Raw genomic sequence first — 23,809 nt, 5'->3', positions numbered from 1 at the left:
CGGGAGAAGGTGGCGCGAAGCGCCGAATGAGGGGTCCGCTTCAACGAAAAAACTTTTCGTGCGGAACCAACCCCTCACCCAAGTGAGTTTGCCGCACCTTTCTCGCTGCCCTCTCCCACAAGGGGAGAGGGCATTTCAACTGGCACTGCATCGGCTCACATTAACAGAAATCCATCTATCTTGATTTCAATCAATTCGCCGCGAGGGTGGATGTGGTTTCTGGCAGCGTGTTCTTTCAGAGAGAATCCGCATGAGCCAGCCCTCCATCTCAAAATCCATGACCTTCGGTGAAAGCGGCTTGGCTGTCGTATTCGCAGTCACCGCTTTCCTCTGCGTGATCGCCTCGGCCAAGGCGCTCGATGCGCCCTTCGCGTTCCACGCTGCGCTCAGCGCGGCGGCGAGCCTCGCTGCGGTGTTCTTCATCGTCAACCGCTACTTCGAGCGGCCGGCGGCGCTGCCGGCCCAGGAGATCAACGGCCGCCCGAACTACAGCATGGGGCCGATCAAGTTCTCGGCCTTCATGGCGATGTTCTGGGGCATTGCCGGATTCCTCGTCGGCCTCATCATCGCCTCGCAGCTGGCCTGGCCCGCGCTGAACTTCGATCTGCCCTGGATCAGCTTCGGCCGCCTGCGTCCGCTGCACACCTCCGCCGTGATCTTCGCCTTCGGCGGCAACGTCTTGATCGCAACCTCGTTCTATGTCGTGCAGAAGTCCTGCCGCGCGCGCCTTGCCGGTGACCTCGCGCCGTGGTTCGTCGTGCTCGGCTACAACTTCTTCATCCTGATCGCCGGCACCGGCTATCTGCTCGGCGTCACCCAGTCGAAGGAATATGCCGAGCCGGAATGGTACGCCGATCTGTGGCTGACGATCGTCTGGGTCGTCTATCTGCTCGTCTTCCTTGCCACCATCTTCAAGCGCAAGGAGCCGCACATCTTCGTTGCGAACTGGTTCTATCTCGCCTTCATCGTGACGATCGCGGTGCTGCATCTCGGCAACAACCCGGCGCTGCCCGTTTCGGTGTTCGGTTCGAAGTCCTACGTCGCCTGGGGCGGCATCCAGGACGCCATGTTCCAGTGGTGGTACGGCCACAACGCGGTCGGCTTCTTCCTGACCGCCGGCTTCCTCGCCATCATGTACTACTTCATCCCGAAGCGTGCCGAGCGGCCGATCTATTCCTACCGGCTCTCGATCATCCACTTCTGGGCGCTGATCTTCCTCTACATCTGGGCAGGTCCCCACCATCTGCACTACACGGCGCTGCCGGACTGGACGCAGACGCTCGGCATGACCTTCTCGATCATGCTGTGGATGCCCTCCTGGGGCGGCATGATCAACGGCCTGATGACGCTGTCGGGCGCCTGGGACAAGCTGCGCACCGATCCCGTGCTGCGCATGCTCGTGGTCTCCGTCGCCTTCTACGGCATGTCAACCTTCGAAGGCCCGATGATGTCGATCAAGGTGGTCAATTCGCTCAGCCACTACACCGACTGGACCATCGGCCACGTGCATTCCGGCGCGCTCGGCTGGGTCGGCTTCGTCTCCTTCGGCGCGCTGTACTGCCTGGTGCCGTGGGCCTGGAATCGCAAGGGCCTCTACAGCCTCAAGCTCGTCAACTGGCACTTCTGGGTCGCCACCCTTGGCATCGTCCTCTACATCTCGGCGATGTGGGTCTCCGGCATCCTGCAAGGCCTGATGTGGCGCGCCTACACCTCGCTCGGCTTCCTCGAATATTCCTTCATCGAGACCGTCGAGGCGATGCATCCCTTCTACATCATCCGCGCCGCAGGCGGCGGCCTGTTCCTGATCGGCTCGCTGATCATGGCCTACAATCTCTGGATGACGGTTCGCGTCGGCGAACAGGAAGTCCAGATGCCCGTCGCTCTTCAGCCGGCGGAATGAGGAGCTCAAGCAATGTCGTTCTGGACACGTCACCAAATCTTCGAAAAGAACTCGATCATCCTGATTGTCGGCATCCTGCTGGTGGTCGCGGTCGGTGGTCTCGTTGAGATCACTCCGCTGTTCTACCTCAAGAGCACGATCGAGAAGGTCGATGGGGTCAGGCCCTACACGCCGCTGGAGCTGGCGGGGCGCAATGTCTATGTCCGCGAGGGCTGCTATCTCTGCCATTCGCAGATGGTCCGGCCCTTGCGCGACGAGGTCGAGCGCTACGGCCATTTCTCGCTCGCCGCCGAGAGCATGTACGATCACCCGTTCCAGTGGGGCTCCAAGCGCACAGGCCCGGATCTCGCCCGTGTCGGCGCCAAATATTCCGACGAGTGGCACGTCACCCATCTGGCCAACCCGCGCGCGATCGTGCCGCAGTCCGTGATGCCCGGCTATCCGTTTCTCAGCAAGGCCGAGATCGACCCGGATGCGATCGCCGGCGACATGCGCACCCTCAGGACCGTCGGCGTCCCCTATAGCGACGAGCAACTCGCCAATGCCGCCGCCGACCTGAAGGCCCAGGCCGATCCGGACAATGCCGGCACCGACGCCTTCACCAAGCGCTACGCCAAGGCCGTCGTACGCAATTTCGACGGAAAGACCGGCACGCCGACCGAGATGGACGCGCTGGTCGCGTACCTGCAGATGCTCGGTACGCTGGTCGACTTCAAGATCTACAACGAGAAAGCCAATCTTCGCTGAGAAGGCATGAACGATGAAAGCCATCCTGACCGTCCATAATCTTGCGTCCGATCTCGTGACGACGATCTGGACACCGGTGTTCGTCGCGATCTTTCTCGCGATCATCGCCTACGCATTTTGGCCCCGTAACAAGGCTGCGTTCGACAAGGCAGCGCACCTGCCCTTGCGGGAGGAGTGAGAAACCATGACCGATCATTCTAGCGACATCGATTCCGTCTCCGGCAAGTCCACGACCGGACACGAGTGGGACGGCATCAAGGAGCTCAACACGCCGCTGCCGCGGTGGTGGGTGATCACCTTCTATCTCACCATCGTCTGGTCGATCGGCTACTGGATCGTCTATCCGGCCTGGCCGCTGATCCAAAGCAACACCACCGGCCTGTTCGGCTATTCCTCGCGCGCCGACGTCGCGGTCGAGCTCGCCAACCTCGAAAAGATCCGGGGTGACAAGATGGCGGCGCTGGGCACGGCCTCGCTCGCCGACATCCAGAAGGATCCGGCTCTGCTCGCGCTTGCGCGCGCCAAGGGCAAGACGGTGTTCGGCGACAATTGCGCGCCGTGCCACGGCACGGGTGCGACGGGGTCCAAGGGCTATCCCAACCTGAACGACGACGAATGGCTGTGGGGCGGCTCGCTCGACCAGATCATGCAGACCATCCAGTTCGGCGTGCGGTCGGGCCATGCCAAGACCCATGAGGGGCAGATGCTCGCCTTCGGCAAGGATGGCGTGCTGAAGGGCGACGAGATCGTCACCGCCGCCAATTACGTGCGGTCGCTGTCGGGCCTGTCGACCCGCAACGGCTATGACGCCGCCAAGGGCCAGAAGATCTTCGCGGAGAATTGCGCCGCCTGCCACGGCGACGCCGGCAAGGGCAACCAGGAGATGGGCGCACCTGATCTGACCGACAAGATCTGGCTCTACGGCTCCGACGAGGCGAGCCTGATCGAGACCATCGGCCAGGGCCGCGCCGGCGTGATGCCGGCCTGGGAAGGCCGGCTCGATCCCGCCACCATCAAGGCGATGGCGGTCTACGTCCACTCGCTCGGCGGCGGCAAATAGGCCGATCCGCGACCGACGACTTCCGGCGGGGGTGAAGAAAAGCGCCCCCGTTTGCGTTGGATCAACCTGCGCGGCGGTGCCGGGTCTAGGTTCAATCGCACCTTTGAAGAAGCTCGAGGCGATGAACAAGACCGTCAATCCGAACGAACTGAAGCCCGCGGACGACGTCGGGCCGCTCTATGCGGCCCGCAAAAAGGTCTATCCCCAGAGCGTCTCCGGTACTTTCCGCCGGATCAAATGGGGCCTGATGGCATTCTGCCTCGGCGTCTACTACTTCCTGCCCTTCGTGCGCTGGAATCGCGGTCTCGGTGCGCCGAGCCAGGCGGTGCTGATCGATCTTCCCAACAGCCGCTTCTATTTCTTCTTCATCGAGCTGTGGCCGCAGGAGGTCTATTACTTCACGGGCCTGTTGATCGTCGCCGCGGTGGCGCTGTTCCTGATGAACTCCATCGGCGGGCGGATCTGGTGCGGCTATCTCTGTCCGCAGACGGTGTGGACCGACCTGTTCTACGCGGTCGAACGCCTGATCGAGGGCGACCGGCGCGAGCGGATGAAGAAGGACAAATCGTCCGATCCGATGAAGCTGGAGCGCATCTCCGAGATCGTGCTCAAGCATTCGATCTGGCTCATGATCGCCTGGTGGACCGGCGGCGCCTGGGTGCTCTATTTCAACGACGCGCCGACCCTGGTGAAGGAGCTCGTCACCTTCCAGGGGCCGATGCTCGCCTATATCTGGATCGGCATCCTCACCGCGACGACCTATCTGCTCGCCGGCTTCATGCGCGAGCAGGTCTGCACCTATATGTGTCCGTGGCCGCGCATTCAGGCCGCACTCACCGACGAATGGGCGCTCAACGTCACCTATCGCTATGACCGCGGCGAGAAGCGCACCTCGGTGAAAAAGGCCGCCGAGCTGCGCGCCCTCGGCCAGCAGGTCGGCGATTGCGTCGACTGCTACCAATGCGTCGCGGTCTGCCCGACCGGCATCGACATCCGCAACGGGCCGCAGATGGAATGCATCCAGTGCGGCCTCTGCATCGACGCATGCGACAACGTGATGACAAAGATCGGCCGGCCGAAGCGGCTGATCGGCTACGACAACGACATCAACATCCATCGCCGCCAGGCAGGCAAGGCGCCGATCTACCGGATCGTTCGGCCTCGCACCGTCGTCTATAGTGCCATTATCGCGGCCGTCGGCGGCTTCATGATCTATACGCTGGCGACCCGCAGCCTGCTCGACGTCAACGTGCTGCACGACCGCAACCCGGTCGCGGTCAAGCTGAGCGACGGCTCGATCCGCAACGCCTATACGGTGCGGCTGCTGAACAAGAGCGGCTACGACCGCGTCATCGCGATCGACGTCGAGGGGCCCGTGAACCCCACGATGCACGTCGTCGGCATCGATTCGGTCACGCCGGACCGTCCGATCATCGTGATCCCGCGCGATGCGACCAGCGAGCTGCGGCTGCTGGTCACCGCGCCGGCCGAAAACAATCCGGAGAAATCGATTCCGGTCCGCTTCCACGTCATGGACATCGGGCTCGGCGTCGCCGCGAGCGCCACCGACAATTTTGTCGCGCCGTAAGATCAGGAGACCACCATGTCATCCAAGCCGCTGACCGGAACCAAGGTTTTCCTGATGCTGGTCGCTTTCTTCGGCCTCGTGATCGGCGTCAATGCCACCATGATGAAGCTCGCCATCGCAACGCTGCCCGGCACCGACGTCGACAGCCCCTATGCCGCGGGCCTCGTCTACGATCGCGAGATCTCGGCGGCGCAGGACCAGGCCGCGCGGAAGTGGAAGGTCAACGCCCATGTCGAGCGCCGCAACGATGGCGGCGCCTCGGTCCAGGTCGAGGCCCGCGACGCCGGCGGCCAGCCGATCTCCGGGCTGAAGTTCGGCGGCCGGCTGGAGCGGCCGACCGACAAGCGCGCCGACCTCGCCGTCGAGCTCAGCGAATCCGGCATCGGCCTCTATCGCGGCAATGCGGTGTCCGTCGCGCCGGGCCAATGGGACCTGGTGATCGAGGGTGAGGCGCGGGGGACGCGCGTGTTCATGTCGCGCAACCGCGTGATCCTGAACTGAAGGATTCCGTCATGCAGGTCACGCGCGATTTCTCTCACTACGTCCGCGATGCGGGCGAGGGCCTCCGTCACATCGATCTCGCCGTCGAGGGCGTCCACTGCGCCGGCTGCATGGCCAAGATCGAGCGCGGGCTCTCGGCCATCCCCGACGTCACCCTGGCGCGCGTCAACCTCACCGACCGCCGCGTCGCGCTGGAATGGAAGGCGGGCACGCTCGACCCCGGCCGTTTCATCGACCGGCTCGAAGAGCTCGGCTACAAGGCCTATCCGTTCGAGACCGAGAGTGCGGAAGTGGCCGAGGTCGCCGAATCCCGCTTCCTGCTGCGCTGCCTCGGGGTCGCCGCGTTCGCCACCATGAACGTGATGATGCTGTCGATCCCAGTGTGGTCCGGCAACGTCTCGGACATGCTGCCGGAGCAGCGCGATTTCTTCCACTGGCTGTCGGCGCTGATCGCGCTGCCGGCGGCGGCCTATGCCGGCCAGCCGTTCTTTCGCTCGGCCTGGCGCGCTCTGTCGGCCAAGACCACCAACATGGATGTGCCGATTTCGATCGGCGTGATCCTGGCGCTCGGCATGTCCGTGGTCGAGACCATCCACCACGCCGAGCATGCCTATTTCGACGCCGCGATCATGCTGCTGACCTTCCTCCTGGTCGGCCGCTTCCTCGACCAGAACATGCGGCGGCGGACCCGCGCGGTCGCCGGCAATCTCGCCGCGCTGAAGGCGGAGACGGCGGCGAAGTTCATCGGGCCCGACGAGATCTCGCAGGTGCCGGTTGCGGCGATCAACCCGGGCGACATCGTGCTGCTCCGGCCCGGCGAGCGCTGCGCGGTCGACGGCACCGTGATCGAAGGGCGTTCCGAGATCGACCAGAGCCTGATCACCGGCGAGACGCTCTATGTCACGGCCGAGCAGGGCACGCCGGTTTATGCGGGATCGATGAACATCTCCGGCAGCTTGCGGGTGCGGGTCTCGGCGGCCTCCGAGGCGACGCTACTCGCCGAGATCACGCGGCTGCTCGACAACGCGCTCCAGGCGCGCTCGCGCTACATGCGCCTCGCCGATCGGGCCTCGCGGCTCTATGCGCCGGTGGTGCATGCGACCGCGCTCCTGACCATTCTCGGATGGGTCCTCGCCGGTGCGAGCTGGCACGATGCGATCGTGACCGGCGTCGCCGTGCTGATCATCACCTGTCCCTGCGCCCTAGGGCTTGCGATCCCGACGGTGCAGACGGTGGCCTCGGGCGCGATGTTCAAGGCCGGTGTGCTGCTCAATGCGGGCGATGCGATCGAGCGGCTGGCTGAAGCCGACCATGTGATCTTTGACAAGACCGGCACGCTGACGCTGCCCGAGCTCGAAGTGATGAATGCCGCCGACATTCCCGCCGATGTCTTCGAACTCGCCGGCCGGCTCGCACTGTCGAGCCATCACCCGGTGGCTGCCGCCGTCGCGCAAGCTGCCGGTGCGAAGTCTCCGATCCTCAGTGCGGTGGAGGAGGCCGGGCAGGGTGTCCGTGCGACCGTCGACGGCCTCGAGCTTCGCCTCGGCCGTCCCTCCTTCTGCGGTGCCGAGGCGCTGGTCGCCAGCGCCTTGGTCGATCCCGAAGCTTCCATCGTCGCGTTCAGCAAGGGCAGCGAAAAATTCATCCTCTCGGTTCGCCAGGGCCTGCGACCCGATGCCAAGGCGGTGATCGCGGCTCTGAAGGCGCGCAACATCGGCATCGAGATCCTGTCCGGCGATCGCGAGCCGGCCGTGAAGGCCGCGGCCCAATCGCTCGACATCCCCGAGTGGCGCGCCGGCGTCACCCCGGCCGACAAGATCGCGCGGATCGAGGAGCTGAAACGGCGCGGTGCGAAAGTGCTGATGGTCGGCGACGGCATGAACGATGCGCCATCGCTCGCGGCGGCCCATGTCTCGATGTCGCCGATCTCGGCCGCGCATCTCAGCCAGGCCACCGCCGATCTCGTCTTCCTCGGCCGGCCGCTGGCGCCGGTGGTTGCCGCCATCGACGCCTCGCGCAAGGCGCTGCATTTGATGCGGCAGAACCTCTGGCTTGCGATCGGCTACAATGTGCTCGCGGTGCCGGTTGCGATCAGCGGCGTCGTGACGCCCCTGATCGCCGCTGCCGCCATGAGCGGATCGTCGATCCTGGTGATGCTGAACTCGCTGCGCGCCCGCAGCGCCTCGCGGGAGATCGTGTAATGGAGATACTGGTCATCCTGGTCCCGCTAGCATTGATGCTCGGAGGTGCCGGTCTCGTCGCTTTCCTGTGGTCGCTCAGGAGCGGCCAGTACGACGATCTCGACGGCGCCGCCTGGCGCGCGATCGCCGACGACGAGCCGCCGCAGGAAGCGCCGGCCAAGCGCTAGCGTTTCAGGGCGAATGTAAGCAGGGCTGCGGCAGCGAGCGCCGCGCCCACGCCGAATACGCACGCCTGCCATCCGAAAGCGTCGAACAGGCGCCCAAGCACGGCGGTGCCGACCAGTCCGCCGCAGAAGTAACACGTAAGATAGGTCCCGCTGGCGATGCCGCGATTGTCGGCTGCGGCCTGTCCGACGAAACCCGTCGCGGCGGCCTGTGCGAAGAATGTGCCGACCCCGACCAGGACCATGCCGGCGAGCACTTCGCCCAGACGCGGCGACAGCATCAAGGGCAGGCCGAGCCCGGCAACAGCGAGCGCGCCCCAGATCGTGGGCCGCGTTCCCAGCCGCGCCGCCACCCTGCCGGCCAGAAGCGTCGTGACGATCGACGGCAGGAAGACGAAATAGACGAGGCCGAGATCCATCATGCCGAGCGACAGCGGCGGCCGCACCAGCACGAAATTGACGTAGGTGAAGGTACCGATGAAGGCGAACAGGATGCAGAAGCCGATGCCGAAAGAGGCGCGCAGCTGCGGATTGCGCCAATGCGCGATGGTGGCGGCGAGCGGCGCAGCCGCCGGCATCATCGCATGCATCGGCCGCACGCGGTTGACGGTGAAATAGACCAGCGCTGCGCCGGTAAGATTGAGCGCCGCGAAGAAGTAGAAGTTCCAGGCGAGGCCGAGGCCATCGGCCAATGCGGCCGAGATCAGCCGGCCGACGAGGTTGCTGGCGACATTGCCGGTGATGTAGGCGGCAAAGGCGCCGCCGGCGTCCATGGCGCTGCATTGCTCGCCGAGATAGGCGAGGGTGAGCGCGAAGGCGGACGCCATGCTCAGGCCCTGCGCGACCCGCAACGCGGTGAAGACGGCAAGATTGGGCGCGACAGCAAGCAGGCTGGTGGGGACCGCAAGCAGGGCCAGGCTGAGCAGGATGCCCGTTCGCCGGTCGATGCGCGGGCTGAAGAAGCCGACGACGAGGCTGGCTGCGGCCATGCCGAAGGTGCTGGCATTGACGGCAAAGCCCATTGCCGCGGGTGTGACGCCGTAGTGCCGTGTCAGCGAGGGCAGGATCGCCTGCGTCGCGAAGAGATCGACGACCGTCAGGAATGCGGTGAGGCCGATCACGAGCGAGCGAAACGCGAAGCCAGGGGAATGCGCATTCATCGTCGTCGCGATCGGTTTGATCGATGCGGAAAGATCGGTCATGTCGTTGCGCTCCCTCATGCCCCGAGCGCGCGCCTCGTCCTTCGAGACGACCGCGGAGCCTGTCATCGGGCCGCGCTCTGCGCGGACCCGGTGGCGGTCTCCTCAGGATGAGGCTAAGCGACATCGTGGCCGCCGAGGCTGCTGCCGCACACTCCGTCCTCATCCTGAGGAGCCCGCCTGAAGCGGGCGTCTCGAAGGATGGCCGCACGGAATTACATATGGCGGTCGTTGGGATCCTTGCGGACGTCGCCGACATAGAGAATGACGGTCTCCTTGCCGATGTTCTTCCACCAGTGCGAGGTGCCGTGGACTTCGGGGCGGATGTCGCCGGCCTTGTGCACGATCGGGTCGACGCAGTTGGAGGCGTATTCGACGATCTCGCCCTGCTGCACGAAGATCAGGGCCGGACGGTCGTCATGGCTGTGCCAGGGCACGATGCCGCCGGGCTCGATGGTCAGCTTGCGGAAGCGCAGCTCGCGGCCCTCAATACGGGCGGGCTGCTTGCCGAGATCGATCGCGCCGAGCGTCACGTCGGTAACGCCGACAGGCTTGTAGTCGACCATCGGCTGCGCATTCGGCTTGGTCTTGCCGGCCGGACATTCGCCGGCGAAAACCGGCGTCGCAAATGTCAGCGCGCCGAGAACGGCAACGCCTGTCCAAACCACGCGCGACATTGTGAGATGGCTAGACATGGAAAGTCTCCTCTGTTGGCCGCGAGCCCTGATGGCCGCGGGCTATGGCAGGAGCTTCGTCGAGACCTTTTCCATGTTGAAATGCCGGCTTGCTTTCGATGCGATAGCCCCGCGCTATGCCGATAGGCGGCAGCTATCGAACCGATTGGGCATCGGCATTTCCGCTTTCGCAGCATCCGGCGTCCGATGCCAGCACGCCCGATTGCGGTCGCCCCTTGCGGGCGGGCGAACCGGGAAACTAATATTCGCCCGCAAGGAAGCCGGAGCAGGAAGATGACGTCTCTCTCGCCAGCCGATGCCGAACAGCTCAGGCTCGCGTTCCAGCGCTGCCGCGACATGGACACCACGCTGAACGAACAGCTCCGCGCCTATGCCGATGCCAGCCGCGAGGTCTTTCCGGCCTATGGCGAGGCGGTCGATCGCCTGGTCGCGCGATTGAGCGACAACGGCGGCGGCGAGACCGCGCCGCGGCCGGGCGACCCGATGCCGCCGTTCATGCTGCCCGACGAGGGTGGCCGTCTCGTGTCGCTGCCCTCGCTGCTGGAGGGAGGCCCCGTCGCGGTGATGTTCTTCCGCGGCCATTGGTGTCCCTATTGCCGGCTCAATGTCCGCGCCGTGGTCCAGGCGCTGGACCGCATCAAGGCGATGGGGGCGCAGGTCGTCGCGATCGTGCCGGAGACGCAGGAATATACCGGGCAGCTCAAGGCCGAATCCGGCGCGCCGTTTCCGATCCTGACGGATCTCGACAACGGCTATGCGCTGTCGCTCGACCTCGCGATCTGGTTAGGTGCCGAGATCCAGCAATTGTTGTCCTATCAGGACATGGCGAAATTCCACGGCAATGACGGCTGGATGCTGCCGATCCCGGCCGTGTTCCTGGTCGGACGCGACGGCATCGTGAAAGCCCGCTTTGTCGATCCGGATTTCCGCAAGCGCATGGAGATTGACGATCTGATCGAAGCGCTGGAGCGCGCGAGCCAGGAGAATTGAGCTACGCTTTCTTCCTTCCCCCCTTGTGGGAGAAGGTGGCGCGAAGCGCCGGATGAGGGGGGTACCTCCGCAATCACAAATGAGGATTGGAGTCGCGGAGAGATACCCCTCACCCGTCTCGCCGCTATGCGGCGAGCCACCCTCTCCCTCAGGGGGAGAGGGGAAGGGCGGTCGACACTGTAAAGACTACCCCGCGATCTCGCGCCAGTCGGCGCCGCGCAGCATGCGCATCACGGCGTTGCCCACGGCGGTGCGTTGCCGGCCGGCGACCCCATAGAGATTGACGGTGCGGCGGGCGTCCAGCCCCGTGACTGCGGCGCGGGTCAGCCGCTCCGGCACTGGCGAGGTGTGCGGCACCATGGCGATGCCCATCTCGGCCTCGACCAGCTCGATCAAGTCGCGCTCGTTCGAGACCTCATGGCCCTGTTCGATGTCGATGCCGTGCTCGCGCAGGCTCGCGGAGATGCGGCGCGCGTGCTCGCAAAAGGTTCGGCTCAGCAGCTGCTCTGATCGCAGATCGTCCAGTTCGACCGAGCTGCGGCCGGCCAGCCGATGCCCGTCGCCGACGACGAGCTCGAAGCTCTCGGTGAACAGCGGCCAGACATCCAGCCGGTCCCAGGCCTCGTCGATCTCGGCAGCAATGCCGAGCTCGGCTTCGCCCTTCTTCAGGAAGTCGCCGACCTCCCGGCCCGAGCCGCGGAGAAAGCGGAATTCGAGCCGGTTGAACTGCCGCTTGATCTCGTTGAGATGCGGAATCAGCAAAGCGAGGTCGATCGAATGCGTCAGCGCAATGCGGAGCGCACCGATCTCTCCGCTCCTGAACGAGGAGGCGAGCGAGCGCGCGCCGATGGCCGCGTCATAGCACTGCTTCAGGAGTGGATGCATGCGCTGGCCGAGCTCAGTCAATTGCGCGGCGGGGCGTTCGCGGCGGAACAGGTCGCCGCCCAGCTCGGCCTCGAGCTGCTTGATCGCTCGCGTCAGCGAGGGCTGCGTGACGTTGCATTCCTCGGCCGCGCGCGTGAAGTTCAAGAGCTGCGCCACCGCGAGGAAATAGCGGACCTGGTGCATTTCCATGGATCGGCTCCCAGCAAAAATCGACCGGAAATCTAGCCGATCAGGGCGAAAAATGACATCCCGCCTGCGATAGCGCGGACGTATCGACTCGGAAGCCAACCGGCATTTCCGCAGATCCCGGAGATCCCGCACATTTCGCTCCAGGCTGGCGCGGTGTCGCGCCGAGAAGAGGTCTGGATCATGAATATTCCCATCAAGACGCAGACGTCCGCTTCATCACGCGTGCTTGCCGGCAAGGTGGCGCTTGTCACCGGGTCGACCAGCGGCATCGGTCTCGGTATCGCGCGGGCCCTCGCCGCCTCGGGCGCCGACATCGTGCTCAATGGCCTTGGTGTCGCCAGCGAGATCGGCCGGACGCGCGAGCAGATCGCCGCCGAGTTCGGCGTCAAGGCCAGCTATTCGCCGGCGGACATGACGAGGCCGAAATCGATCGCCGAGATGATCGCGGCGACGGTGGCCCAATCCGGCCGGCTGGACATCCTGGTCAACAACGCCGGCATCCAGCATGTCGCGCCGCTCGACCAGTTTCCGGTCGAGAAGTGGGACCAGATCCTCGCAATCAACCTGTCCTCGGCCTTCCACACCACGCGGTTGGCCTTGCCGGCAATGCGGCAGCACGGTTTCGGTCGGATCATCAACATTGCCTCCACGCACGGCCTGGTCGGTTCGCCGTTCAAGGCAGCCTATGTCACCGCCAAGCATGGCATCGTCGGCCTCACCAAGGTGACGGCGCTGGAGACGGCGGAGCAGGGCATCACCTGCAACGCAATCTGCCCTGGTTATGTCCATACGCCGCTGGTCGAGGCGCAGATCGACGGCCAGGCCAAGGCCCATGGCATCTCCCGCGATCAGGTGATCCGCGACGTGCTGCTGGCGCAACAGCCGAACAAGCGCTTTGTTGCGGTCGAGGAGCTCGGCGCACTCGCGGTGTTCCTGTCGACGGACGCGGCGGCCTCGATCACCGGCGTTGCGCTGCCGGTCGACGGCGGTTGGACCGCGCATTGACATGGGCCGGCGCAGCAAGTCGAATACTCGAACAGTGCAAGCTCACCAGGAGCGAGACATGGGCACGCAGGACAATTCTCAGCATAAGCAGCACGACCTGCCGGGTCAGGTCGTGCTCGTGCTTCAGGGCGGCGGCGCGCTCGGCTCGTACCAGGCCGGGGTCTACCAGGCCTTGCACGAAGCCGGCATCGAGCCGGACTGGATCATCGGCACCTCGATCGGCGCCATCAATGCAAGCCTCATCGCCGGCAACGCGCCCGAGCACCGGCTCGCGCGCTTGCGGGAGTTCTGGAAGCGGATGGAGCAGAAGCCGGTCTGGGACTGGCGAGCCGCGTTTCCCGGCTTCAACGAGAAGCTGGCCTATTGGTCGACCGTGACCCACGGCATTGCCGGTTTCTTCCGGCCCAATCCGCTGGCCCATGCCGGCGATTCCTATCCGCTGGGCGCCGATTACGCCGGCTATTATTCGACCGCGCCGCTGGAGAAGACGCTGAGCGAGCTCGTCGATTTTGATCTCGCCAACCGCTGCGCGCCGCGTCTGACGGTCGGTGCGGCTCATGTCGGCACCAGCGAAATGCGCTATTTCGACAGCCGCGACGGCGAGCTGACGGTGAAGCATGTGATGGCTTCGGGCGCGCTGCCGCCGGCTTTCCCCGCCGTGCGCATCGACGGCGAGCTCTATTGGGACGGCGGCATCCTGTCGAACACGCCGACCGAAGCCGTGTTCGACGACAATCCACGCAGGAACTCGCTGATCTTCTCCGTGCATCTGTGGAATCCGGTCGGGCCGGAGCCGACCACGATGGCGGAGGTGCTGAACCGGCACAAGGACGTGCAATATTCCAGCCGCATCGCCAGCCAGATCGTGCGACAGCAGCAGGCCCATCGTCTGCGCCACGTCATTAACCAGCTCGCGGCGCGGCTGCCCGAGAGCGAGCGCAACGATCCCGCGGTGAGGGAACTGACGAGCTACGGCTGCCCGACCCGCATGCATGTGGTGCGTCTGCTGGCGCCGCAGCTCGAGCACGAGACCCATACCAAGGATATCGACTTCAGTCCGTCCGGGATCACGCGGCGCTGGCACGCCGGCTATGCGCACACGAAATCGGTGCTGGCGCGCAAGCCCTGGATCGGCGAATTCGATCCGCTCGCCGGCGTCGTGCTGCACGAGCATATGGACGAGATGCCGATGGCGGCGGAGTGAGGGCTCTGTCCGTCATAGCCTCGCACGACGACGATTTTGCAGGCGCGCGGTCCGGAGTATGGTCGCCGTATCTTCGTCGCGAGGCTTGCAATTGGTCGCTGAGAAAGATCTGGAGGAGTCGCTCGATACGCTGCGTGCCAACGCGGCGGGACCGGTCGCGGGCGTATTCGGTCCGGCCTCACTGACCTGGCAGATCGACCGGGAGGCCGTGCTCTTTCTCGGCGCCGGCCGTGCGCTGCTGCTGCAACTGGCCCATCCCTGGGTGGCGGCGGCGATCGCCGAGCATTCGCGTACCCTCGCTGATCCGATCGGCCGCTTCCATCGCACCTTCGACATCGTCTTTACGATGGTGTTCGGCTCGCTGGACCGGGCGCTGCTGTCGTCCCGGCAGCTGCATCGGCGTCACAGCATGATCGTCGGCGAGATGCCCGAGACCGTGGGGCCGTTCGCGGCCGGCTCGCGCTACTGCGCCAACGACATCCCCGCGCTGCGCTGGGTCCACGCCACGCTGGTCGAGACCGCGCTCATGGCACATGATCTGGTGCTGCCGCCACTCTCGGCGGAGGAGCGCGATCGCTATTGGAGCGAGGCCAGGCTGTACGGCGCCCTCTTCGGATTAAAGGGGGATGATTTGCCGGCGGACTGGTCCGACTTCGTCGCCTACACCAAGGCAATGGCGCAGTCGGAGACGCTAACCGTTGGCCCTGCGGCCCGCGAGATCGCCGCGCAGATATTCAGCGGCGCGCGCCCGTGGCTGCGGCCGCCGCGCTGGTATTGCGCGCTCACCGCGAGCATGCTGCCCGAGCGCTTGCGCGCAGGCTTCGGCTTCGAGCTCGACGCGCGTGCGATCCGATCCGCCGATCACGCGCTGCGGTGGATCCGGCGCGTCTATCCGAAATTGCCTGGCCGGCTGCGCTATGTCGGTCCCTACCAGGAAGCGCAGGCGCGGCTGCGGGGCGAAGCGCGGCCCGACTGGATGACGCGGTGTCTTAATCGCGCCTGGATCGGCCGTCCGCAGATGGATGTGCGCGGGAAATAGGGACTCGAGGCAAGCTCGTTGCAGCTTGTCATTCCGGGGCGCGCGGAGCGCGAGCCCGGAATCCATTTCTCCGAGCGTTCCGGCCGCACGATGGATTCCGGGCTCGCGCCAAACGGCGCGCCCCGGAATGACAGCGGTGCCTCACACCGACGCCAGCTTGCGGTACAGCGCGCTGTAGCTGCCGGCCGAGATGCTCCAGGAGAACGAGCGCCCCATGGCGCTGCGGCGCATCGTATCGAGCTGGTCGTGGGCCATGAAGGCCGAGAAGGCGCGCCGCACGCCGCCGAGGAAGGACTCGCGCGACGGCCTCGAGAACAGGAAGCCGGTCTCGCCGTCGCTGATGGTCTCGGCGAGGCCGCCGGTCTGGTGACCGATCGGCAGCGAGCCGAAGCGCTGGGCGTACATCTGGCTGAGCCCGCACGGCTCGAACCGCGACGGCATCAAGGTGAAGTCGCTGCCGGCGAAGATCCGCCGCGCCTGGGCGTCGTTGAAGCCGATCGCAACTCCGATGGAGTCGGGGCGGCGGCGGTGCGCGTCGATCAAGGCCTGCTCAAGCGCCGGCTCGCCGGAGCCGGTGACCACGATCTGCCCGCCGGCATCGACGATCTCGTCCGCCGCCGACAGCACGAGGTCGATCCCCTTCTGGTGCACGAGCCGCGCGACGATGCCGAACATCGGCCCGCGCGAGACCGCCAGCCCGAACTGCTTGCGGACGTAGTCCGCGTTGGCCTTCTTGCCGACCCAGTCGCCGGCGCCGAATTGCTGGGCGAGCTGGGCGCAGGAGCGCGGGTCCCAGCTCTCGTCGATGCCGTTGAGGATGCCGGTGAGCTCGGCGGCGTCCGAGCGCAGGCGGAGCAGGCCCTCGAGGCCACAGCCGAATTCGGCCGTGGTGATCTCCCGCGCATAGGTGCCGCTGACCGTGGTGAGGTGCGAGGCGTAGACGAGGCCCGCCTTGAGGAAGGAGACCTGATCGTAGAACTCGACGCCGTCGATGTGGAAGGAGCTCTCCGGTGCGCCGATCCGCCGCAACGAGTCCTTCGGGAAGAGGCCCTGATAGGCGAGGTTATGGATGGTCAGGATGGACGGCAGCTTGGCGCCCTGCCAGGCGAGATAGGCCGGCACCAGCGAGGCCTGCCAATCGTTGGCATGGATCAGGTCTGCTGCCCAATTCTTGTCCAGCTTGCCCATGGCGAGCTCAGCCGCGGCCGAGGCCAAGCGCGCGAAGCGGATGTCGTTGTCGGGCCAATCGCGCCCGAGCTCGTCGCCATAGGGGTTGCCCGGTCGGTCGTAGAGCTGCGAGCACAACAGCACATAGACCGGCAGGCCGTCCTTGGTCGCGGCACGGCCGAGCGAGCAGGCCGGCATCTCCGCGAATGCGGGACAGCGGCCAACGACCTGAATATGCGTGAGTTGCTCGATGATGTCGCGATAGCCGGGCAGCATGATCCGGATATCGGCGAAGGAGCGAAGTGCGCGGGGGAGGGCGGCGGAAACGGCGCCCAGTCCGCCGACGCGGACGAAGTCGTCCATCTCCGTGGTGACGAACAAGACCCTCAAGAACAACCGCCCTCTTTCGACCCCGCTTGCTGCTATGCAAGAACGGGTCCAGTTGTGCTGGAAATCCAAAGCCCGCCCACGCGGCACGTCTGTTCGGTAAACACTTTCCTACTCAGCCGCCGCCCTCTAGGGTCGCCGCATCAACAACAAAGATCTTCGATGGTTCCACGAGTTCAAGGGCGCAGGCAGGCATGCAGCTAGCAGATAAGCATGAGGGGACGACGACAAAGGCCTTCGCGGGCCTGCGGGTGCTGGATTTTTCGACCACCATCGCCGGGCCCCATTGCACGCGGATGCTCGCCGACATGGGTGCCGAGGTCATCAAGATCGAGACCGATGGCGGCGAGACGATGCGGACCCGGCCTCCCCTCCGCAACGGCTGCAGCACCGCGTTCGGCCAGCTCAATGTCGGCAAGAAGAGCGTGGTACTCGACCTCAAGTCCGAGGACGGCAAGGAGGCGGTGCGCCGGCTGGCCGCGACGTCGGATATTCTGGTCGAGAACTTCCGTCCCGGCGTGATGCGCCGCCTTCGGCTCGACTATGACAGCCTGCGTCAGGTCAACCCGAGGCTGATCTACTGCTCGATCTCGGGCTATGGCCAGACCGGCCCTTCGGCCGAGCTGCCGGCCTACGCCCCGGTGATCCACGCGGCCTCGGGCTATGACATGGCCCATCTCGCCTACCAGCCGGGCCGCAACCGTCCCGATTATTGCGGTATCTACCACGCCGACGTCGTCACCGGGACATATGGTTTTGGCGCGATCGCGTCGGCGCTCTATCAACGCAGCGTGACGGGCGCCGGCCAGCACATCGACGTCTCCATGCTGGAAACCATGCTGTCGCTGACGCTGACCGAGCTGCAGAGCTCGCAATTCGCGGTGCCGCCGCCGCCACGCCCGATGTTCGGACCGACCGAGACGGCAAGCGGCTACGTCATGATCACGATCGCCAGCGAGAAGACGTTCCAGGCCCTGATGGGGGTGATCGGCCGCCCGGACTGGGTCTCCGATCCACGCTTCGCCACCTATGCCGCGCGCCGCGCGAACTGGGCCGAGCTGATGGACGGCGTCGAAATCTGGTCGCGGCAGCTTTCGACCGATGCGTGCTTGCGCGTGCTTGGCGCTGCCGGCGTGCCGGCCTCGGCCTATCGCAGCGTGTCCGAGGCCTTGGCCGATCCGCAGCTTGCGCACCGCCAGGCACTCTCCGAGGTGCGGGACGAGGGCGGCTCGTTCCAGGTGCTCAACCTGCCGTTTCGGATGTCGGGGGCTGACACGGCGCCGGCCAAGACCGTGTCCGTGCTCGGGGAGCACACCGACGCGTTGCGCCAGGAGATCGGCCTTGCGGACGGTACGGCAATTCCGCCAGGCAAAACGGCCGCGACATCCTGAGTCTCATCGCCGCCACATGCGGCGTTCGAACTCTCGTTCGTTCCTCTTGCCGAGGCGGGCATTTGTCGCCAAGCTCGCCTCCGAGTCATTCACGATCCGAAACATCGGACGAGGGATCCCGGGAGGAACCATGACGAACGCGGCGGCCTTGGCACGCAGGCGCGTGCCTATTTTCCTCGTTGCGGCATTTGCACTGGCTACGCCAGCGCAGGCGCAGAAATCGGGCGGCAGCATCACCGTCGGTCAGGAGCTGGAGATCGCAGGCTTCGATCCGCTCAAGGTCGGCGTCTACGACACCTCGACCTTCACCGCTGCCGCCGCGATCTTCGACACGCTGACGACGCTGAATGACAAGGGCGAGGCCGCGCCGAAGCTCGCGGTGTCCTGGAGCCATTCCGAGGACTACAAGACCTGGACCTTCAAGCTCCGCGAAGGCGTCAAATTCCACGACGGCACGCCGTTCAATGCGCAGGCCTTCAAGGAGAATTTCGACCGGCAGAAGGACCCCGCCAACAAGTGCCGCTGCGCCTTCTACATCACCAACGTCAAGGAGGTGCTGGCGCCGGACGAATACACAATCGTCTATAATCTCACCGATCCTTCCGTGAACCTGCCGGCGACGATCACCATCCAGAGCCAGAACAACGTCATCCATTCGCCGACCGCCTGGAAGACCAAGGGCGACGATTACAACCGCAATCCCGTCGGCACCGGCCCGTACATCCTGAAATCATGGACCGCCGGCGACCGCATGGTGCTGGAGAAGAACCCGAACTACTGGGACAAGGGTCGCCCGTATCTCGACCGCATCGTCCTGAAGCCGCTGCCCGACGCGCAGTCGCGCTTTGCCTCGCTGCAATCGGGCGAGGCCGACATCATCTGGGATGACGAGAACGACGCCGACAACATCATGAGGGCGCAGAAGGACCCCAAGCTCACCGTGCACACCTACAAGGGCTCGGGCGCGCAGGTCTACGCCTTCAACACCAAGGTGGCGCCGTTCGATGACGTGAGGGTGCGGCAGGCCCTGGTGATGGCGATCGACCGTCCCAAGATGTCGCAAGCGATCAGCAACGGCCTGAGCCGGCCCGCGAGCAATCCTTACGGCGACGGCTCCTGGGTCAAGTGCAAGGACGACGGGGCGCTGCCGTTCGACGTTGAGAAGGCCAAGGCGCTGATCAAGGAGTACGGCAAGGCGGTCGAGTTCAAGATGCTGGTGACGGCGACGCCGCGCGGCCGCATGGTCGGCCAAGTGCTGCAGCAATTCTGGAAGCGCGTCGGCGCCAACATGGAGATCGAGCAGGTCGACCAGGCCACGATTCCGACGCGCGCCTTCACCCGGCAGTTCCAGCTGACGCCGTGGCGCATCGTCGATCTCGCCGATCCCGATCCGCAGATGTACGCGAATTTCCGCAGCGGCAGCCCGCTGGCGCTCGCCGGATACGCGAACCCCGAGCTCGACAAGCTTCTGGACCATGCGCGCGTCACCGCCGACATCGGCCAGCGCACCGAGGATTATTGCGCCATCAGCCGTCTGATCAACAAGGAGGCGATCTGGTTCTGGACCTTCCAGAATACCTATTACGCGCTGTCCAGCGCCAAGCTGAAGGGCTTTCCGAAGATCTACAACGGCGTGATCGACGTCTCGACCACCTGGCTGGAATGACCGCGCGATGCTGAACTTCGTCGCGCGGCGGCTGCTTGCCATGCTGCCGGTCCTGCTCGCCGTCTCGTTGCTGACGTTCCTGATCGCCTCGCTGCTGCCGGGCGATCTCGCGCTCGTCATCCTGGGCGATCAGGCAACGCCGGAGAACGTCGCGGCGCTGCGCCGCGACATGGGACTCGACCAGCCGCTGTGGTGGCGTTACCTGAGCTGGCTCGGCCACGTGGTGCAGGGCGATCTCGGCCGCTCGTTTCGCACCGGGCAGACGGTGCTGCAGGCGGTGGCCGAGCGCATCCCGGTCTCGCTGCAGCTGATGCTGATGGCCGAGTTCATCGGGCTCCTGATCGGTGTTCCCGTTGCGATCGCCTGTGCCGCGCGCGCCGGCGGTGCGTTCGACCGCTTCATGACCGGCAGCGCTTTCGCGATGCTGTCGATGCCGTCGTTCCTGACTGCGATCCTGCTGATCTATCTGTTCGCGGTCGAGCTGCGCTGGCTGCCGGCGACCGGCTATGTGCCGTTCACCGAGGCGCCGCTGGCCAATTTGCGCTTCTTCGTGCTGCCGGCGCTGACGCTGGCGCTGGCGGAATGGCCGGGCATCATGCGGGTGCTGCGCTCCGACATGATCGCGACGTTGCAGGAGGACTATATCGCGCTGGCGAAAGCAAAGGGTCTCAAGCCATCGCGCATCCTGTTGGTGCATGCGCTAAAGCCTTCTTCGCTGACCCTGGTGACGGTGACGGGCATCAATATCGGTCGCCTGCTCGGCGGCACGCTGATCGTGGAAACGATCTTCGCGCTGCCCGGCATCGGCCGGCTGCTGGTCGGGGCGATCTACACCCGGGACCTCGTCATTCTCCAGGGCGTGGTGCTGCTGGTCGCCTGCGGCTTCGTCATCGTCAACTTCATCGTCGACATGCTCTATGCCGTGCTCGACCCCAGGATCCGCCATGGCCACGCTTGAGCTGTCGATCCAGGACGAGGAGGTAGCTGCGCCGGTCGGCCGCAAGCCCAAGCTCGGCCTGTTGTTCTGGATCGCAAGCGCCTGGGTTGCGATCATCCTTTCGCTAGCGATCCTGGCGCCGGTGCTGCCGCTGCAGAACCCGACCGATATGGACATGCTGGAACGGCGCGCCGCCTTCTCCGGGGAACATTGGCTCGGCACCGACGGGCTCGGCCGCGACGAGCTCGCCCGGCTGATCTTTGGTGCGCGGGTGTCGCTAACGGTCGGGCTGATCGCGCCCATGATCGGCCTCGTCATCGGCGGCGCGCTCGGCCTGCTGGCCGGCTATTTCCGCGGCCGGTTCGAGACGCTGGTGGTCGGCAGCATGGATGTGTTGCTCGCCTTTCCGCCGCTGATCTTCGCGCTCGCGGTGGTCGCCTATCTCGGGCAGTCGGTCCCCAACCTCACTATTGTCCTCGGCGTGCTCGGCATTCCCGCTTTCATGCGCGTGGCGCGCGCGGCGACGCTGACGCTGGCGCGGCGCGAGTTCGTGATCGCTGCCGAGGCGTTAGGGGCTAGCCATGCGCGCATCCTGCTGCGCGAGCTGCTGCCGAACGTCATCCTGCCGCTGCTCGCCTTCTTCCTGCTCGGCGTCGCGGTCACCATCGTGGTCGAGGGCGCGCTGTCCTTCCTCGGCCTCGGCGTGCCGCCGCCGATGCCGAGCTGGGGCAGCATGATCGGGGAGGGACGTGACAGTCTGGACGTCGCGCCGCGCCTCGCCTTTCTGCCGGCGGCAGCACTGTTTGCGACGGTGCTGGCGTTCAACCTCGTCGGCGACACCTTGCGGGCTCTCACCGACCCACGTCAGGGGGCACTGTGACCGCGCCGCTCCTGGCCATCGAGGATGTCGCGGTCGAGCTGCCGACCCCGCGCGGAAACCTGCGCGCGGTCGATCACGTCGACCTTTCGCTGCAGGCCGGCCGCACGCTCGGAATCGTCGGTGAATCCGGTTGCGGCAAGACCATGCTCTCGCGCGCCGTGCTGCAGCTGCTGCCGAAGAAGGCGAAGCTGACGGGCCGGGTGATGTTCGACGGCGAGGATCTGGTGCGGCTCGAGCCTGAAAGCCTGCGGCGGCTGCGCGGGCGCGACCTCGCGGTCGTATTCCAGGACCCCATGACCTCGCTCAACCCTGTGCTCACCATCGGCACGCAGCTGATGGAGACGATCCAGGAGCACCTCGAGCTTGACGCTCCCGCCGCGAAGGCCCGCAGCATCGAGCTGCTCGCCGCCGTCGGCATTCCCGCCCCGGAGCAGCGGCTCGCGCAATATCCGCATCAATGCTCCGGCGGCATGCGCCAGCGCATCGCGATTGCGATCGCACTGTCCTGCGAGCCGAAGCTCCTGATCGCGGACGAGCCGACCACCGCGCTCGACGTCACCATCCAGGCGCAGATCCTCGATCTGCTCGCGCGCGAGCAGCGCCGCCGCCACATGGCGATGATCATCATCACCCACGATCTCGGCGTCGTCGCCGGCCGGGCCGACGAGGTCGCGGTGATGTATGCCGGCCGGGTGGTGGAGCGCGCGCCGACGCAAGCCTTGTTCAAGCGCATGCACATGCCCTACACCGAGGCACTGCTGGCGGCGATCCCGAAGCTCGATACCGCGCCGCATACGCCGCTGCCGGCGATCTCGGGCCGTCCACCCGATCCGACGCGCCCGCTGAAGGGCTGCTCCTTCGCGCCGCGCTGCAGTTATGCCGGCGGGCGCTGTCAGGAGGCCAAACCGGTCCTGACCAGCGCAGAGGTGTCGGGACATCTCTATGCCTGCTTCCATCCGATCCGGATGACGGAGGGGATCGAGGCATGATGCAGCTTGCCGCGCGCCCCGCGCCGCTTCTCAACGTCGACAATCTCGTGGTCGAATACGGCCTCGGCAACAAGATTGTTCATGCCGTTTCCGGTGTCAGCCTCCAGGTCGCGCGCGGCGAGACGCTTGGGCTGGTCGGCGAATCCGGCTGCGGCAAGTCGACGCTCGGGCGCGCGGTGCTGCAACTGCGCCGCGCCAAGTCCGGCCGCGTGATGTTCGACGGCGAGGACCTCACCGCGATGGAGGGCGAGGCGCTGCGCCGGATGCGCCGCCGCGTGCAGCTGATCTTCCAGGATCCGATTGCTTCGCTCAATCCGCGCCGGCGCATCGGCGACATCGTCGCCGAGCCGCTGATCATCGCCGGGATCAAGGATGCCGCCGAGCGCAAACGGCGCGTTCACGAGGTGCTCTCCGCGGTCGGGCTCGACCCCGATCTCGTGGCGACCCGCCTGCCGCACGAATTCTCCGGCGGCCAGTGCCAGCGCATCTGTATCGCGCGCTCGCTGGTGCTCAACCCGGAGTTCATCGTCTGCGACGAGCCGGTGTCGGCCCTCGACGTCTCCATTCGCGCGCAGATCCTCAACCTGCTGGAGGAGATGAAGGCGCGCTTCGGTCTGACGCTGCTGTTCATCGCGCACGACCTCGCGGTGGTCAAAGCGGTCAGCGACCGCGTCGCGGTGATGTATCTCGGCCGGCTCTGCGAGGTCGCCCCCTCCGAGCAATTGTTCGCGCGGCCTGCGCATCCCTACACCGCGCTGCTGTTGCAGGCGATCCCGGTGCCGGATCCGGACGTGCGACCCGCCGAAAGTGTGGCGGCCGGCGAGCCGCCATCGCCGATTGCGCCGCCGTCCGGTTGCCGCTTCCGCACCCGCTGCCCGCGCGCGGATCAGCGTTGCAGCGCGGAGATACCGGAGTTGCGCCAGGTCGCACCCGGCCAGTTCGCGGCTTGCCATCATCCGCTGGCCTGAACTAAGACCGGTTTGTCTGGTCGCGCCGACCATGGCATGGTGGCGCGACAACAAGAA

The 23,809-nt window shown here is 65.7% G+C and carries 22 protein-coding genes; 18 read left to right on the top strand and 4 right to left on the bottom strand.

Translation table 11 applies throughout. From position 1 onward, the window contains the following. The first annotated feature begins 250 nt into the window (after positions 1–250). The 8 genes from ccoN (at position 251) to ccoS (ending at position 8,164) form a co-directional block, all read left to right on the top strand. Positions 251–1,900 (top strand): cytochrome-c oxidase, cbb3-type subunit I, encoded by a 1,650-nt coding sequence (gene ccoN / locus GA0061099_RS02270; RefSeq protein ID WP_036025944.1) that lies wholly within the window; start codon positions 251–253, stop codon positions 1,898–1,900. A gap of 12 nt (positions 1,901–1,912) precedes the next feature. Continuing rightward, on the top strand, positions 1,913–2,647 hold the full coding sequence (gene ccoO, locus GA0061099_RS02265) for a cytochrome-c oxidase, cbb3-type subunit II (RefSeq protein WP_036025943.1): 735 nt from the start codon (positions 1,913–1,915) through the stop codon (positions 2,645–2,647). A 13-nt stretch (positions 2,648–2,660) separates the two neighbouring features. After that, on the top strand, positions 2,661–2,825 hold the full coding sequence (locus GA0061099_RS02260) for a cbb3-type cytochrome oxidase subunit 3 (RefSeq protein WP_025034779.1): 165 nt from the start codon (positions 2,661–2,663) through the stop codon (positions 2,823–2,825). Between the two features lie 6 nt (positions 2,826–2,831). Further along, positions 2,832–3,707: a cytochrome-c oxidase, cbb3-type subunit III gene (gene ccoP, locus GA0061099_RS02255; RefSeq protein ID WP_036025941.1), complete on the top strand. Its 876-nt coding sequence runs from the start codon at positions 2,832–2,834 to the stop codon at positions 3,705–3,707. Between the two features lie 121 nt (positions 3,708–3,828). Beyond that, the gene (ccoG, locus tag GA0061099_RS02250) at positions 3,829–5,295 is read left to right on the top strand and encodes a cytochrome c oxidase accessory protein CcoG (protein WP_036025971.1); all 1,467 of its coding nucleotides are present in this window, start codon (positions 3,829–3,831) and stop codon (positions 5,293–5,295) included. 15 nt (positions 5,296–5,310) lie between these two features. Beyond that, positions 5,311–5,796 (top strand): FixH family protein, encoded by a 486-nt coding sequence (locus GA0061099_RS02245; protein WP_036025940.1) that lies wholly within the window; start codon positions 5,311–5,313, stop codon positions 5,794–5,796. 11 nt (positions 5,797–5,807) lie between these two features. After that, positions 5,808–7,997, top strand: coding sequence for a cation-translocating P-type ATPase (locus GA0061099_RS02240; protein WP_036025939.1), 2,190 nt, complete (start codon positions 5,808–5,810; stop codon positions 7,995–7,997). Continuing rightward, positions 7,997–8,164, top strand: a complete 168-nt coding sequence (gene ccoS, locus GA0061099_RS02235; RefSeq protein WP_008550618.1) for a cbb3-type cytochrome oxidase assembly protein CcoS — start codon at positions 7,997–7,999, stop codon at positions 8,162–8,164. Before GA0061099_RS02240 ends, ccoS begins: the two co-directional genes overlap by 1 nt. Here ccoS and GA0061099_RS02230 read toward each other — a convergent pair. Continuing rightward, complete coding sequence (locus GA0061099_RS02230) at positions 8,161–9,363, bottom strand: MFS transporter (protein WP_036025970.1); 1,203 nt, start codon at positions 9,361–9,363, stop codon at positions 8,161–8,163. The two genes, ccoS and GA0061099_RS02230, sit on opposite strands and share 4 nt — an antisense overlap. Positions 9,364–9,575: 212 nt before the next feature. Beyond that, a complete protein-coding gene (locus GA0061099_RS02225) occupies positions 9,576–10,055 on the bottom strand; it encodes a cupin domain-containing protein (protein WP_036025937.1) in 480 nt (159 codons plus the stop codon). 273 nt (positions 10,056–10,328) lie between these two features. Here GA0061099_RS02225 and GA0061099_RS02220 point away from each other — a divergent pair, with 273 nt between their 5' ends. Then, on the top strand, positions 10,329–11,045 hold the full coding sequence (locus tag GA0061099_RS02220) for a peroxiredoxin-like family protein (RefSeq protein WP_036025936.1): 717 nt from the start codon (positions 10,329–10,331) through the stop codon (positions 11,043–11,045). Positions 11,046–11,231: 186 nt separating this feature from the next. Here the strand turns inward: GA0061099_RS02220 and GA0061099_RS02215 are convergent, their stop codons facing one another. Next, positions 11,232–12,119: a LysR family transcriptional regulator gene (locus GA0061099_RS02215; RefSeq protein WP_036025934.1), complete on the bottom strand. Its 888-nt coding sequence runs from the start codon at positions 12,117–12,119 to the stop codon at positions 11,232–11,234. Positions 12,120–12,299: 180 nt separating this feature from the next. On the opposite strand from GA0061099_RS02215, the gene GA0061099_RS02210 reads away from it, so the two are divergent. From GA0061099_RS02210 to GA0061099_RS02200, 3 genes are all read left to right on the top strand, one after another. Further along, on the top strand, positions 12,300–13,124 hold the full coding sequence (locus tag GA0061099_RS02210) for a 3-hydroxybutyrate dehydrogenase (RefSeq protein ID WP_074447564.1): 825 nt from the start codon (positions 12,300–12,302) through the stop codon (positions 13,122–13,124). A gap of 58 nt (positions 13,125–13,182) precedes the next feature. Next, positions 13,183–14,328 carry a DUF3734 domain-containing protein gene (locus GA0061099_RS02205; RefSeq protein WP_036025933.1) on the top strand — a complete coding sequence of 382 codons (1,146 nt, stop codon included), beginning with the start codon at positions 13,183–13,185 and terminating at the stop codon, positions 14,326–14,328. A gap of 91 nt (positions 14,329–14,419) precedes the next feature. Then, on the top strand, positions 14,420–15,367 hold the full coding sequence (locus tag GA0061099_RS02200; protein ID WP_036025966.1) for an oxygenase MpaB family protein: 948 nt from the start codon (positions 14,420–14,422) through the stop codon (positions 15,365–15,367). A gap of 141 nt (positions 15,368–15,508) precedes the next feature. Here GA0061099_RS02200 and glgA read toward each other — a convergent pair whose 3' ends face one another. Further along, entirely contained in the window at positions 15,509–16,924 is a 1,416-nt protein-coding gene (gene glgA, locus GA0061099_RS02195; protein WP_036004476.1) for a glycogen synthase GlgA, read from the bottom strand. 191 nt (positions 16,925–17,115) lie between these two features. Here glgA and GA0061099_RS02190 point away from each other — a divergent pair, with 191 nt between their 5' ends. The 6 genes from GA0061099_RS02190 to GA0061099_RS02165 all read left to right on the top strand — a co-directional run bounded on the left by GA0061099_RS02190 (position 17,116) and on the right by GA0061099_RS02165 (position 23,752). Next, a complete protein-coding gene (locus tag GA0061099_RS02190) occupies positions 17,116–18,312 on the top strand; it encodes a CaiB/BaiF CoA transferase family protein (protein ID WP_036025930.1) in 1,197 nt (398 codons plus the stop codon). Between the two features lie 130 nt (positions 18,313–18,442). Beyond that, on the top strand, positions 18,443–19,978 hold the full coding sequence (locus tag GA0061099_RS02185; RefSeq protein ID WP_036025927.1) for an ABC transporter substrate-binding protein: 1,536 nt from the start codon (positions 18,443–18,445) through the stop codon (positions 19,976–19,978). Between the two features lie 7 nt (positions 19,979–19,985). Beyond that, positions 19,986–20,936, top strand: a complete 951-nt coding sequence (locus GA0061099_RS02180) for an ABC transporter permease (RefSeq protein WP_036025925.1) — start codon at positions 19,986–19,988, stop codon at positions 20,934–20,936. After that, the gene (locus tag GA0061099_RS02175; RefSeq protein ID WP_036004454.1) at positions 20,923–21,795 is read left to right on the top strand and encodes an ABC transporter permease; all 873 of its coding nucleotides are present in this window, start codon (positions 20,923–20,925) and stop codon (positions 21,793–21,795) included. The genes GA0061099_RS02180 and GA0061099_RS02175 overlap by 14 nt, the downstream gene beginning before the upstream one ends. Next, positions 21,792–22,784 carry an ABC transporter ATP-binding protein gene (locus GA0061099_RS02170; RefSeq protein ID WP_036025921.1) on the top strand — a complete coding sequence of 331 codons (993 nt, stop codon included), beginning with the start codon at positions 21,792–21,794 and terminating at the stop codon, positions 22,782–22,784. Before GA0061099_RS02175 ends, GA0061099_RS02170 begins: the two co-directional genes overlap by 4 nt. Continuing rightward, a complete protein-coding gene (locus GA0061099_RS02165; RefSeq protein WP_074447511.1) occupies positions 22,781–23,752 on the top strand; it encodes an ABC transporter ATP-binding protein in 972 nt (323 codons plus the stop codon). Before GA0061099_RS02170 ends, GA0061099_RS02165 begins: the two co-directional genes overlap by 4 nt. Positions 23,753–23,809: the final 57 nt, after the last annotated feature.

Origin of the sequence: Bradyrhizobium yuanmingense, from assembly GCF_900094575.1 — a bacterium.
GTDB classification, from domain to species: domain Bacteria; phylum Pseudomonadota; class Alphaproteobacteria; order Rhizobiales; family Xanthobacteraceae; genus Bradyrhizobium; species Bradyrhizobium yuanmingense.
The sequence above is the reverse complement of the archived record's forward strand: the minus strand, read 5'-3'. Positions and strand labels throughout refer to the sequence as shown.

Bases quoted from the DNA above. Each gene is read 5' to 3' on its own strand.
- ccoN (WP_036025944.1), top strand. From the start codon at position 251: ATGAGCCAGCCCTCCATCTCAAAATCCATGACCTTCGGTGAAAGCGGC.
- ccoO (WP_036025943.1), top strand. From the start codon at position 1,913: ATGTCGTTCTGGACACGTCACCAAATCTTCGAAAAGAACTCGATCATC.
- GA0061099_RS02260 (WP_025034779.1), top strand. From the start codon at position 2,661: ATGAAAGCCATCCTGACCGTCCATAATCTTGCGTCCGATCTCGTGACG.
- ccoP (WP_036025941.1), top strand. From the start codon at position 2,832: ATGACCGATCATTCTAGCGACATCGATTCCGTCTCCGGCAAGTCCACG.
- ccoG (WP_036025971.1), top strand. From the start codon at position 3,829: ATGAACAAGACCGTCAATCCGAACGAACTGAAGCCCGCGGACGACGTC.
- GA0061099_RS02245 (WP_036025940.1), top strand. From the start codon at position 5,311: ATGTCATCCAAGCCGCTGACCGGAACCAAGGTTTTCCTGATGCTGGTC.
- GA0061099_RS02240 (WP_036025939.1), top strand. From the start codon at position 5,808: ATGCAGGTCACGCGCGATTTCTCTCACTACGTCCGCGATGCGGGCGAG.
- ccoS (WP_008550618.1), top strand. From the start codon at position 7,997: ATGGAGATACTGGTCATCCTGGTCCCGCTAGCATTGATGCTCGGAGGT.
- GA0061099_RS02230 (WP_036025970.1), bottom strand. From the start codon at position 9,363: ATGACCGATCTTTCCGCATCGATCAAACCGATCGCGACGACGATGAAT.
- GA0061099_RS02225 (WP_036025937.1), bottom strand. From the start codon at position 10,055: ATGTCTAGCCATCTCACAATGTCGCGCGTGGTTTGGACAGGCGTTGCC.
- GA0061099_RS02220 (WP_036025936.1), top strand. From the start codon at position 10,329: ATGACGTCTCTCTCGCCAGCCGATGCCGAACAGCTCAGGCTCGCGTTC.
- GA0061099_RS02215 (WP_036025934.1), bottom strand. From the start codon at position 12,119: ATGGAAATGCACCAGGTCCGCTATTTCCTCGCGGTGGCGCAGCTCTTG.
- GA0061099_RS02210 (WP_074447564.1), top strand. From the start codon at position 12,300: ATGAATATTCCCATCAAGACGCAGACGTCCGCTTCATCACGCGTGCTT.
- GA0061099_RS02205 (WP_036025933.1), top strand. From the start codon at position 13,183: ATGGGCACGCAGGACAATTCTCAGCATAAGCAGCACGACCTGCCGGGT.
- GA0061099_RS02190 (WP_036025930.1), top strand. From the start codon at position 17,116: ATGCAGCTAGCAGATAAGCATGAGGGGACGACGACAAAGGCCTTCGCG.
- GA0061099_RS02185 (WP_036025927.1), top strand. From the start codon at position 18,443: ATGACGAACGCGGCGGCCTTGGCACGCAGGCGCGTGCCTATTTTCCTC.
- GA0061099_RS02180 (WP_036025925.1), top strand. From the start codon at position 19,986: ATGCTGAACTTCGTCGCGCGGCGGCTGCTTGCCATGCTGCCGGTCCTG.
- GA0061099_RS02175 (WP_036004454.1), top strand. From the start codon at position 20,923: ATGGCCACGCTTGAGCTGTCGATCCAGGACGAGGAGGTAGCTGCGCCG.
- GA0061099_RS02165 (WP_074447511.1), top strand. From the start codon at position 22,781: ATGATGCAGCTTGCCGCGCGCCCCGCGCCGCTTCTCAACGTCGACAAT.